We start from the raw sequence: 11,894 nt of genomic DNA, 5'->3' as shown, positions 1-11,894 counted from the left end.
TCGACCGCCTGCGGTAACTACAGCGCAGCGAGCACCGCTTTCGTAATGTCAGCCGTGCCATTGCTGCCGCCGAACTCCATCGGCTTGATGCCGCCGGCGTAGATCTGATCCACTGCACGCTCGATCTGCTCGCCGGCTTCCGCCGCGCTCTCGACGCCGTGCTTGTCGGCGAGCCAGTCCAGCATCATCGCCGCCGACAGGATCATGCCGGTCGGATTGGCCTTGCCCTGCCCCATGATGTCTGGTGCGGTGCCGTGGCAGGGCTGGAACACGGCATATTTGTCGCCGATATCGGCGGACGGCGCCATGCCGAGGCCGCCGATCAGGCTCGCGGTGATGTCGGAGACGATGTCGCCGAACATGTTCTCCATCACCATCACATCGAAATCCCAGGGACGCTTCACCAGCATCGCCGAGCAGGCATCGACATAGAGCCGGTCGGTCTTCACGTTCGGATGCTTCTTCTCGATCTCGTCGAAGATGCCGCGGAAGAATGCAAAGGCCTTGAACACGTTCGCCTTGTCGACGCAGGTCAGCATCCCCGGCTTGCCGCGCGCCTTGCGCCGCTCGGCGAGCCGAAACGAGAACTCGAACAGGCGCTCGGAGGTCTTGCGCGTGATCACCATGGTCTCGCGCGCGTCCTCATGGGTGACGATGCCCTTGCCCATCGAGGCGAACAGGCCTTCGGTGGATTCGCGGATCACGACGAGATCGATGCCGCGCTGGTCGGCGCCGACGATCGGGCTCGGCACGCCCGGAATGAGCCGCGCCGGGCGCACGCCGGCATAGAGATCGAAGATGAACCGCAGCTCGATCTGTGGCGCGATCTCGGTATTATCGGGGTAGCGGACCGACGGCAGGCCGCAAGCGCCGAGCAGGATCGCGTCGGCCTCCTCGCAGAGCTTGATAGTGGAATCCGGCATCGACTTGCCGGTCGCGAGATAATTGTTGGCGCCGGCGGGCGCCTCGGTGAAGCGGAAGCTCAGGCCGGACTTCGCCTCGATCTTGCGCAGGACTTCGATGGCCGGTGCCATGACTTCGGGACCGATGCCGTCACCGGCGAGCACGGCAATGTGGAAGGCGTTGTTTGCGGACATTTGAGAGACCTTAGGAAGGACGAGCCAAGGACGTCATTGCGAGGAGCGAAGCGACGAAGCAATCCAGACTGTGTCCGCCGAGGGATTTCTGGATTGCTTCGCTTCGCTCGCAATGACGGAGGAGAGAGCGTTTATTACGGCGTCAGCACCGTGCGACCGACCACCGCGCCCTGCTGCAATTGCACCAGCGCGTCGTTGGCCTTGTTGAGCGGCTGGCGCGTCACCGGGATCGGCGGCACGTTCTTCGCGCGCACGAGGTCGAGCAACTCCTGGGTCTCGCGCAAATTGCCGACATAGCTGCCCTGGATCGTCACCGCCTTGATCGGGATCAGCGGCAGCGCCCAGGTCGCGCCGCCGCCGAACAGGCCGACGATGACGAGCTTGCCGCCCTTGGTCAGGCAATCGAAGCCGAGTTGCGTGGTCGCGGCGTTGCCGACGAGATCAATCACGGCGCGGATCGGCCCGCCCGCCTTTTTGGCAAGCTGCTCCAGCGCGTCCGGCGCCTTGGGATCGACGGTCGCGAGCGCACCGGCCTTTTCCGCGGCCTCGCGCTTCCTGGCGTCGATGTCGACCATGATCGCGCCTCTTCCGCCCATTGCCTTCAGCAGCGACAGCGCCATCAGGCCAAGGCCGCCGGCGCCGAACATCACGATCGGCGTGTCAAAATGCTGCTCGACCTTCTTCAGCGCGCTGTAGGTGGTGACGCCAGAGCAGGCGTAGGGCGCCGCCGAGGCGGGATCGAGCCCCTTCAGGTTGAGCAGATAGCGCGGATGCGGCACCAGCATGTGGTCGGAATAGCCGCCGTCGCAATAGACGCCGAGCGAGCGCGGCGTCAGGCACATGTTCTCGTCACCGGCCAGGCACGTGGCGCACTTGCCGCAGCCGATCCAGGGATAGACGAGGCCGACATCGCCGAGCCTGAGATCGCCCTGGTCGGTCGGCTTCACGTCGGGGCCGAAGGCTGCGATTTCGCCGACCGTCTCATGGCCCATGGTCAGCGGCAGATTGATGCCGCGGTCCTTCAGCGACAGCGGCTTGCGGCCGTGGCCGAGATCGTAGCCACCTTCCCAGATGTGGAGGTCGCTGTGGCAGACGCCGGCGGCCTTCACCTTGATCAGCACCTGCGTGCCCGACGGCTGCGGCGTGGCCTCGTCGAACTCCTGCAGCGGCGCCTTGAAATCGGCGACCTTGAAACTCTTCATCGGCGTCCTCCCGGCATACTTCTTGTCGTCGCCACCATGCCATGACCGGCGGGGCGAAACAAATCCGGGAGCCGTCTTACAGCGTTTTCGAGCGAAGTGGATACCGGTTCGCGTAAAGAAAACGCGTCAAAACGAGAATCTAGAGCCCCGTTCCGATCACATCGGAACGGGGCTCTAGTTTAGGCCAGCGGATGGTGGCAAGCCGCGAACTGGCCGGGTGCGACCTCGCGCAACTCCGGTATCTCCGCGCTGCACCGCTGGTCGGCCCGCGGGCAGCGGGTGCGGAAGCGGCAGCCGGACGGCGGCGCAATCGGCGATGGTGGCTCGCCGGTCGCCACACTCTCGACGGGACGCACGTCCGGATCGGGCACCGGGATCGCCTGCAACAACAGGTCCGTGTAGGGATGCGCGGGCCTTGCGAACAATTGCTCCGACGGCCCGACCTCGCAGAGGCGGCCGAGATACATCACCGCGACGCGGTCGCTGACCGCTTTCACCACCGCGAGATCATGCGCGATGAACAGCAGCGTCAGGCCGAAGCGCGCTTTCATCTCCTCGAGCAGATTGAGGATCTGCGCGCGGATGGAGACGTCGAGCGCCGAGACCGGCTCGTCGCAGACGATGAATTCGGGGTTGAGCACCAGCGATCGTGCGATGCAGATGCGCTGGCACTGGCCGCCGGAGAATTCGTGCGGCAGGCGGCCCGCCACGATGTCAGGATCGAGCCCGACCGCGGACAACACCTCGTGAACGCGCCGCTTGCGTTCGGCGGCATCCTTGACGCCGGCGATGATGAGCGGCTCGGCGACGATATCGCCGATGCGCCGGCGCGGATTGAGCGAGGCGATCGGGTCCTGGAAGATCAATTGCACGCGGCGGCGCATCTTGCGCAGCGCCTCGCCTTCCATCGCGGTGAGGTCCTCGCCGTCGAACAGCACGCGGCCGGATTTGGCGCGGCGCAATTGCAGCACCGCGCGCCCCAGCGTCGACTTGCCGCAGCCGGATTCGCCGACCAGGCCCAGCGTCTCGCCGCGCGCGACCTGGAGGCTGACGCCGGAGACCGCGTGCACCGTCTTGTTGCCGAGACCATATTCGACGACGAGATTGTCGACGTTCAGGAGCGGCTCGGCGGGCATGGCAAACTGCATCATGCGTCAATCCCCTCCGTCATCTGGATGGGGTTGAAGCAGGCATAGAGATGCCCCGGCATCTCCGCGCCCTTCAATTCGGGCTTGGCCTCGTGACAGCGCCCTGCGGCATAGCGGCAGCGTGGCGCAAACGAGCAGCCTTTAAGTGGCCGGGTCGGATCGGGCGGACGGCCGGAGATGGCGGGCAGCGGCGTATGCGGCGCGGTCTCCAGCTTCGGGATCGCCGCCAGCAGCGCCTCGGTATAGGGCATGTGCATGCGCTTGAACAACGCCTGCGTCGGCGCGCGCTCGACCACCCTGCCCGCATACATCACCGCGACCTCGTCGGCGCGGCCGGCGACGACGCCGAGATCGTGGGTGATGATGATCATCGCCATGTGGCGGCGGCGCTGCTCGCGCGCCAGCAGATCGAGGATCTGCGCCTGGATCGTGACGTCGAGCGCCGTGGTCGGCTCGTCCGCGATCAACAGTTTCGGCTCGCAGGACAGCGCGATCGCAATCGCGATGCGCTGGCGCATGCCGCCGGAACATTGATGCGGATATTGCGCGAGCCGCTGCTCCGGCGCCGGAATGCCGACGGCGGCGAGCAGCTCGATGCTGCGCTTCCGCGCCGCCGGCGCATCCAGTTCGAGATGCTCCTGGATCGTCTCCATCAGCTGGGTGCCGATGGTCAGCACCGGGTTGAGCGAGGTCATGGGGTCCTGGAACACGACCGCGAGGTCGCGCCCGCGCAGGCGCCGCAGGCTTTCGGCATCGAGCCGCACCAGGTCCTGGCCGTCGAACATCACGCGCCCGGTCAGCTTCGCCTTCTTCGGCAAGAGCTGAAGCACCGCGCGCGACAGCATGGTCTTGCCGCAGCCGGATTCGCCGACGATGCCGAGCGTGCGGCCCGCCTCCAGCGACAGATCGACATGATCCACAGCGCGCAAATTGCCGCGGGGGGTCGGCAGTTCGACCGCCACGTCCTCGATGGTCAGAAGCGGCGCGCTCACAGCGCCCCCTGACGCGGGTCGGTCAGCGCCCGCAAGGTGTCGCCGACCAGGTTGAAGGCCAGCACGGTCAAGAACAGCGCCGTTGCCGGCAGGAAGGCCAGCCGCGGCGCGACGTCGAGGCTGTCGCGCCCCTCGCCGATCATGCTGCCCCAGCTCGCCATCGGCGGTGGCACGCCGAGCCCGAGGAAGGACAGCGCGCCCTCGACCACAATAGTGACGGCGACGCCGAGCAGGAAGAAGGCCAGCAGCGGCAGGATCACGTTCGGCAGCAGCTCGCGCAGCAGGATGCGCGCATGGCTGGCGCCGAGCGCCTCGGCAGCGATCACGAACTCGCGCCGCGCGAGCGTCAGCGTGGCCGCGCGCGCTACCCGCATGAAGGCGGGAATGCCGAGCACACCGAGGATCAGGGTGAGATTGGGAATCGACTGGCCGAGATAGGCGGTCACCGCGAGCGCGAAGATCAGCGGTGGAAACGCCAGCAGCACGTCCATGCTGCCGACCACCAGCGTCTCGAACCGGCCGCGGAAATAGCCGGCGAGGAGACCAAGCGCGCCGCCGAGCGCAAGGCCGATCATCGGCGCGATCAGCCCCACCGTCAGCGACACCCGCGCGCCAAAGATCAGGCGGGCGAATTCGTCGCGGCCGAGCCCGTCGGTGCCGAGCCAGTGTTCCCCGGAGAACGCCGCACGGCGCTCCGGCATGTCCATGTCTACAGGATTCTGCAGCGGCAGCACCGGCGCGAGAATCGCGAGCGTCAGGACAATCGCGAGCCAGGCACTTGCCGACCAGAACAGAATGCCGAGCTTGCGCCGGCGCCGAACCGGCTCGGAGACCGCCTCGTCCTGCATCGACAGCTCAAGCGTGGCCATGGCGGATCCTGGGATCGAGCACGGCGTAGAGCATGTCGACGATGAAATTGACGAGGACGAAGCCGCAGGCGACCAGCAGCACCACGCCCTGGAGGATGACGAGATCGCGGGTGTAGATCGCGCCAACCAGCAAGCGGCCGATGCCCGGCAGCGCGAAGATCGATTCCACGATCAGCGTGCCGCCCAGCAGGCGACCGATGTTGATGCCCGTCACCGTCACCAGGGTCAGCGACGATGGCTTGAGCGCATGCACAAACAGGATGCGCGCGGGCTTGAGGCCTTTCGCCTTGGCGAGCGCGATATAGTCCTCCTGCAAGGTCGCGATCATGTCGGAGCGCAGCACCCGCATGATTCCAGGCCATTCCGCCAGCGCCAGCGTCAGCGCCGGCAGCACGAAGAAGCGCAGGTTCGACAGCGGCTCCTCGGTGAACGGCACATAGCCGGTCGCCGGCAGCCAGCGCAACTCGACCGCGAACAGATAGATCAACAAAATTGCCATCAGGAAGGACGGCATCGACAGCATGGCGAAGGCGCTGCCGGTCATGAAGCGGTCGAAGGCGCCACCGGCGCGCGCAGCGCAGGCGATCGCGAGCGGAACGCCGATCAGGAGCCCGATGAATTCGGCCATCAGCATCAGCTCGAGCGAGACCGGAATGCGCTCGGCCACCGCCTGCAACACCGTCTGCCCGGTGCGGAAGGAGCGGCCGAGATCGCCCTGAAGGACATGGCCGAGCCAGCTCAGGTAACGCCACCACAGCGGCTGGTCGAGCCCCATGTCACGGCGCAGCGCCGCGACATTCTCCGGCGTCGCCTGATCGCCGAGGATGACATAGGCAAGGTCGCCCGGCAGCAACGCGGCGATCAGGAAGGTGAGCAGCGAGACGGCGAGCAGCACCGGCAGGATGGCAAGGAGCCGCCGCACGACGAAGTTCAGCATCGCGCGGTCATTCCAGCCAGGTGGTCGAGACGTCGATCACGCCGTTGTAGATTTTCGGAAAGCCCTTCAGCTTGGCGCTCGACAGCGCGTAATAGGTGTTCTGGAAGGTCCAGAACCAGATTGCCTCCTTGTTGATCAGGCGGCTGATCGCGCAATAGTCCTCGATACGCGCGGCGGGATCGGCGGTGACGCGGGAGTGGTCGAGCAGCCGATCGAGCTCCGGATCGGCGAAGTTGGCCAGCGCCAGCGGGCTGCCGCTGCGGAAGTTCGCATACATCTGCGGATCGGGATCGGCGAGGTCGACGATGCGCCAGGGTATGAGCTGGAACTGACGCATGAAGGCGCGCGGCGGGATGGTGGCCTGGTCGACCTGCTCGATCTCCATGTTGGCGCCGGCGCGCTTCCAGAATTGCTGGAGCACCTGGCCGATCATGCGGCCGCGGGGCGTCGCAGTCACCATCGTCTTGAATTCGACCGGCTTGCCATACTCCTTGATCAGCGCCTTGGCCTTCTCGACGTCGAACGGCAGCGCGCCGTCGTCCTTGCACTTGACCCAGGAGCCGTCGCCGTAGGGATTGGTCGCGGGCCGGCTCAGGCCGTTGCTGATCGCCTGCGACATCTTCGGGCGGTCGATCGCCATCACCAGCGCCTGCCGCACGCGGACGTCGTCGAACGGCGCCACCTTGGTGTTGAAGGCATAGACCTGCGCGCCCGAGCCTTTATAGGTGTGCACGGTGAGCTTGGAGTCCTTCTGCGCCTTCATGATGTTGTCAGCGTCGTTCTCGTCGTCCCAGATGATGTCGGCCTCGCCCGATTGCAGCGAGGCGAAACGCGACTGGGCGTCGGGCAGCGGCTTCAGGATGATGCGGTCGAGATAGGGACGGCCCTTGTCCCAGTAGCCCGGGTTCTTCTCCAGAACCATGCGATCGCCGGCCGTCCATGATTTCAGGATGTAGGGACCGGTGCCGACGGGATTGCGATTGTAGTCGTCGCCCTTGGTCTTCCACGCCGTCGGCGAATGCACGACGTTGTTCTGGCTCTGGATGGTGTTCGTCGCCGGCAAATTCACGGAAGGATCGGTGAGATTGTAGACGACAGTATATTCGTCGGGCGCCTGCACCTCCCTAACGTTGGTGATGTAGAAGGCGCAGCGGCACTTGTTGGCGGGGTCCTTCTGCCGATCGAAGTTCTCCTTGAAGGCTTGCGCATTGAACGGCGTGCCGTCGTGGAATTTCACGCCCTGGCGCAGCTTGAAGGTCCAGGTCTTGTAATCGTCGGAATGGGTCCAGGACACTGCCAGCTTGGGCGCGGCCTCGCCCTTGTCGTCGAGCGTGGTGAGCGTATCGAAGATCGCGGCCGCAGCGGTGAAGGTCGAGGTGTCGTAGACCCCGACCTTGAGCGGATCGAAGCCCGTAATCTCCAGCTCCTGACCGACGGTGATGCTGCCGCCCGCCTTCTGCGCCTGTGCCGGCTCAGCCGGCGGAAGGAGAGCAAATGCCGCAACAAGGAAAATCGGCGCGTGCTTGCGCGCCGCGGCAGCAAGGTTCGTCATGGTTCCTCCCGGGATCCCTCGTCCGATGTTTCGGATCGTTGAATGACTCGGGCGAGATTGGCGATAAATGTTCGCCACGGCAAGAGGAACACGCGAGTGATCAAACGCTGTAGTGGTGCTGCGATGCGCTCAGTTTGTCGCAGCCGTTTTGCCTGACGGAATTGGCGCATCGCCGGCGAGGCCGATCTCCTCGCACAATTCGTCCGTGTGCTCGCCGAGCACGGCCATCGTCTTGGCGGGCGTGGTGTCGGCGCCCGACATCCGGAACGGCAGATTGAGCACCTGGAACGAGCCACCCTCGTCCTCGACGGACGAGAGCGCCTGCCGGTGCGCGAGTTGCGGATCGGCCAGCGCCTCGGACGCGGTGCGATAGGCCGAGGCCGGCACACCAGCCGCGCCAAGCGCGACAAGACACGCGTCGGTCGTGAGCGGCCGCGACCAGGCCTCGACGCCGTCCATCATGTCGGCCCAGTTCTCGCGGCGCGCGGCGTAGGTGGAGAAGCGCGGATCGGAAATCCATTCGGGACGGCCGATCACACCCATCAGGCACTGAAACGTCTTCTCGCTCGCGACCGTGATCATGACATAGCCATTGGCCGTCTCGGTCGGCCCGAACATCGGGCGCGGCGGTGGCTTCACCGCGAATTGCGAGCTCTGCAGCTCGACCACCGTCAAGGTCAGCATCGATTCCAGCATCGAGACGTCGATGTGCTGGCCCTGCCCGGTCACCGTGCGCTGATAGAGCGCCGACGCAATCGCGCCGAAACCGTAAGTGCCGGTGACGACGTCGGCATGGTAGATGCCGCAATAATCCGGCCGGCTGCGGCCGGGCTGATAGGCGAGATGCGCCATGTCGTAGCCGGAGGCCGCATGGATTACCGGCGCGTAGGCCGGCAGCTCGGCCGAGGGACCGGTCTGGCCGTAGCCCGAGATCGAGCAATAGATCAGCTTGGGATTGACCGGGCGCAGGCGGTCATAGTCCAGCCGCAGCCGGTGCATCACGCCGGGGCGAAAGTTCTCGACCAGGATATCGGCGGTCGCGGCGAGCCGGCGCACCGCCTCCTTGCCCTCCTCGGACTTGAGATCGAGCACGACGCTTTTCTTGCCGACGTTGAGCTGGCCGAATACGGTGCTGCACCCCTTGCGCAGCGGCGGCCGGGTGCGCATCGTCTCGCCGCCGTCGGTCTCGATCTTGATGACCTCGGCGCCCATGTCGGCAAGCATCCGCGCACAGTGGGGGCCGGCGATGGTGGTCGAAAAATCCAGGACCCTGAGGCCCGCGAAGGCCTTTGTCGTCGTCCCCTCATGCTTATCTGCTAACGGCATGCCTGCTGCGCCCCTCGGCCTCTTAGGAACTATCGAAGTTCTCTCTTGTTGATGCGCCGACCCTAGAGGGCGGCGGGTGCGTAGGAAAGTCTTTACCGAACGGACGCGTCTCACGGGCGGGCTTGGGAATTCCAGGACAACTGGACCCGTTCTTGCATAGCAACAGACGGGATCGGAAGAGGGCAGCTGTTCTTGAGGGTCTTGTTCGTCACAACCGAGATGGACGATTTCGTCCGCGTTGGCGGACTCGGCGCCGTTTCCGCTGCACTTCCCAGGGCGCTTCGCCCTCTCGCCGATATCCGGGTCATGTTGCCCGGCTACCGCGACATCATCGAACAACTCACGCATATTCAGATCGTTGGCCGCTGCCCGGCGTTTGCGGAGATGCCGGCCTGCTCGCTCGGGCGGGCTGCGACCAAGGACGGGCTGCCGGTCTATGTGCTGTTGTGCTCACAACTCTACGACCGGCCCGGCAATCCCTATGGCGACGAGTCCGGACGCGACTGGCCGGACAACGACATCCGCTTCGCGCGCTTTGCCTCGGCTGCCGCTGAGCTGGCCATGGGCAAGCTGGACAAGAATTGGGCAGCAGACCTGGTCCATGCCAATGACTGGCAGGCCTCGCTCGTGCCGGCCTACCTCGCGTGGCGCGGGGCCAGGCTGCCGTCGATCCTGACCATCCACAACCTCGCCTACCAGGGACTCTTCCCGAAGGACTCGCTGCGGCGGATCGGCGTCCCCGAGAGTTCCTTCCATATCGACGGCGTCGAATTCTACGACCAGCTCTCCTTCCTCAAGGCCGGGCTGGTCTATGCCTCGCACCTCACTACCGTGAGCGGCACCTATGCACGCGAGATCACGACGGAGGAATTCGGCTGCGGCCTCGAAGGCCTGCTTCGTGTCCGCTCCGACGCGGCCGAGCTCACCGGCATCCTCAACGGCATCGACGAGAGCTGGGACCCGCGCTCCTGCTCCCAGCTGGCCCAGCAGTTCGGCGCCGGCGACTGGGTCGGCAAGAAGGCCAATGCGGATTATATCCGCAAGCAGTTTGGCCTGGCGGTCTCGCGCGGGCCGATGTTCGCGATCGTCGCACGCCTCGTGCACCAGAAGGGCATCGACCTCGTGCTGTCGGCCGCCGACGAGATCATCGATGCCGGCGGGCAGATCGTGGTCACCGGCTCCGGCGAGCCGGCGCTCGAGCAGGCGCTGATCGACGCGCATCGCCGCCGCCCCGACGCGATCGGGGTCACGATCGGCTTCAACGACGCCCAGGCGCGGCGCATCTTCGCGGGCAGCGATTTCACATTGATGCCGTCGCGCTTCGAACCGTGCGGGCTCAGCCAGATGTACGCCCAGCGCTTCGGCTCACTCCCGATCGGTCACCAGACCGGCGGCTTGGCCGAAACCATCACCGACGGCGAGACCGGCTTTCTGTTCTCGCAGCCCTCGCGCGCGTCCTTCCTCGGCGGCGTCCGCCGCGCCTTCTCAGCTTTCGTGGCGCATGACCAGCTCGACTCCATGCGTCGCAGCGCGATGGGACGTTCGTTCTCCTGGAGCATCTCGGCCGGCAGTTATAGCGCGCTGTATAGGAGGCTGGCGTCGGTGTGAGGCGACCTCCCCGTCATTGCGAGGAGCGAAGCGACGAAGCAATCCAGACTGTCTCCGCGGCGACAGTCTGGATTGCTTCGCTGCGCTCGCAATGACGATGTGGAGAGAGGCGCGCCACTCTATCGCCCGTCACTCCAAGAGCTGAGAACCTCACCCCTTCCCGCGCACATCCATTTGCGGCCGCCCGATCCAGGCGCGATTGAGACACCGGGTCATCCAGTCGGGCTGCGGCTCGCCCCGCAGCCGCGCCTGCGCTTCCTGGTAGGGACCGACATAGCGCAGCCGGTCTGGCAGTTTGGGATAGACGCGCCTGATCCATCTCAGCGCATTGTCGGCTGCCCGCTTGTCGCGCTCGTCGAATTCAAACCCGAAGCCCGCTCGCAGGCGCTCCGGCAACAAGCTCGCCGTGAGCGCGCGATACCATCGCGGTGGTCGCAACCACGGACGGGCGCCGCCAAGGATCTGCGCGGCGATCTCGCGCGCCGCCGGGCTGACGGTCAGCGTATCCGACTGCGCCATCGCCGCGGTGTAGGCCGCAAAGCCGGACCAGTCCGCGGGCAAATCGTCGGCCGTCAATCCGAACAAGGCGCCGAACATCCGGCTCTCGCTCCAGTAGCGCTCGCGCTCCTCCGCCGAGAGCGGCGGAAGGACCAGGTCATGTGCCATCACCGCGGTCTCGACCAGCGTCGCATGAACCCAGCGCAGCGACGGAATGTCATTGGCGCAGTAGCGCGAGCCTGCCGCGAACGGACCGACGGCCTCGGGCATCGCGCCGACGATCATGCTGTGGCGCCGATGCAATTGCCGGGACGACAACTGCGCCCGGTCGAGCGAGCCGAACACCATCGCAAAGACAATGTCGAAGGTACGATGGAAGCGACCGATCGGATCGGCAAGGGTCCGCGAATGCTCCGCGATGGCGGCAGCGACCCAGGGATGCGCCAGCTGCAACAACAGCGCACGGCCGGCGCCAAGAAAGATGACGGCCTCCCGGTCGATCTGCCAGGTCACCGTGTCAGGGCCGAACACGCCCGCAACCGGTCCCGCCGCGTCAGCGCGGACCTGATCGAGGGCCAATTCCAGATCGTTCCCGGATACCAACTGCAAGGCCTCTCAAAAGCGGACGACGACCGACAATCCGCAGGGCCTGTGGCAATTCGATG

General features: G+C 65.7%; 10 protein-coding genes. 1 reads left to right on the top strand and 9 read right to left on the bottom strand.

The features are described 5' to 3' along the window. Positions 1–17 precede the first annotated feature (17 nt). The 8 genes from AB7535_RS04690 to AB7535_RS04655 all read right to left on the bottom strand — a co-directional run bounded on the left by AB7535_RS04690 (position 18) and on the right by AB7535_RS04655 (position 9,123). Positions 18–1,097 carry an isocitrate/isopropylmalate dehydrogenase family protein gene (locus tag AB7535_RS04690; RefSeq protein WP_085404445.1) on the bottom strand — a complete coding sequence of 360 codons (1,080 nt, stop codon included), beginning with the start codon at positions 1,095–1,097 and terminating at the stop codon, positions 18–20. A gap of 134 nt (positions 1,098–1,231) precedes the next feature. Then, complete coding sequence (locus AB7535_RS04685) at positions 1,232–2,299, bottom strand: alcohol dehydrogenase (RefSeq protein WP_135215076.1); 1,068 nt, start codon at positions 2,297–2,299, stop codon at positions 1,232–1,234. Positions 2,300–2,478: 179 nt separating this feature from the next. Then, on the bottom strand, positions 2,479–3,450 hold the full coding sequence (locus AB7535_RS04680; protein WP_085404447.1) for an ABC transporter ATP-binding protein: 972 nt from the start codon (positions 3,448–3,450) through the stop codon (positions 2,479–2,481). Then, positions 3,447–4,439, bottom strand: a complete 993-nt coding sequence (locus tag AB7535_RS04675; RefSeq protein WP_085404448.1) for an ABC transporter ATP-binding protein — start codon at positions 4,437–4,439, stop codon at positions 3,447–3,449. Before AB7535_RS04675 ends, AB7535_RS04680 begins: the two co-directional genes overlap by 4 nt. Continuing rightward, positions 4,436–5,308 (bottom strand): ABC transporter permease, encoded by an 873-nt coding sequence (locus tag AB7535_RS04670; protein ID WP_439037232.1) that lies wholly within the window; start codon positions 5,306–5,308, stop codon positions 4,436–4,438. Before AB7535_RS04670 ends, AB7535_RS04675 begins: the two co-directional genes overlap by 4 nt. Continuing rightward, complete coding sequence (locus AB7535_RS04665) at positions 5,295–6,245, bottom strand: ABC transporter permease (protein ID WP_071915956.1); 951 nt, start codon at positions 6,243–6,245, stop codon at positions 5,295–5,297. The genes AB7535_RS04670 and AB7535_RS04665 overlap by 14 nt, the downstream gene beginning before the upstream one ends. A gap of 7 nt (positions 6,246–6,252) precedes the next feature. Then, on the bottom strand, positions 6,253–7,797 hold the full coding sequence (locus tag AB7535_RS04660; RefSeq protein WP_085404450.1) for an ABC transporter substrate-binding protein: 1,545 nt from the start codon (positions 7,795–7,797) through the stop codon (positions 6,253–6,255). Between the two features lie 129 nt (positions 7,798–7,926). Further along, positions 7,927–9,123 (bottom strand): CaiB/BaiF CoA transferase family protein, encoded by a 1,197-nt coding sequence (locus tag AB7535_RS04655; protein ID WP_354114745.1) that lies wholly within the window; start codon positions 9,121–9,123, stop codon positions 7,927–7,929. A 192-nt stretch (positions 9,124–9,315) separates the two neighbouring features. On the opposite strand from AB7535_RS04655, the gene glgA reads away from it, so the two are divergent. Continuing rightward, on the top strand, positions 9,316–10,731 hold the full coding sequence (gene glgA, locus AB7535_RS04650; protein ID WP_085404452.1) for a glycogen synthase GlgA: 1,416 nt from the start codon (positions 9,316–9,318) through the stop codon (positions 10,729–10,731). Between the two features lie 150 nt (positions 10,732–10,881). Here glgA and AB7535_RS04645 read toward each other — a convergent pair whose 3' ends face one another. Beyond that, on the bottom strand, positions 10,882–11,832 hold the full coding sequence (locus AB7535_RS04645) for an oxygenase MpaB family protein (protein ID WP_085404453.1): 951 nt from the start codon (positions 11,830–11,832) through the stop codon (positions 10,882–10,884). Between the last annotated feature and the right edge of the window lie 62 nt (positions 11,833–11,894).

The organism is Bradyrhizobium sp. 956_D2_N1_4 (genome assembly GCF_052076025.1).
GTDB lineage: Bacteria > Pseudomonadota > Alphaproteobacteria > Rhizobiales > Xanthobacteraceae > Bradyrhizobium > Bradyrhizobium barranii.
This window is presented reverse-complemented; position numbering and strand designations above follow the sequence as displayed.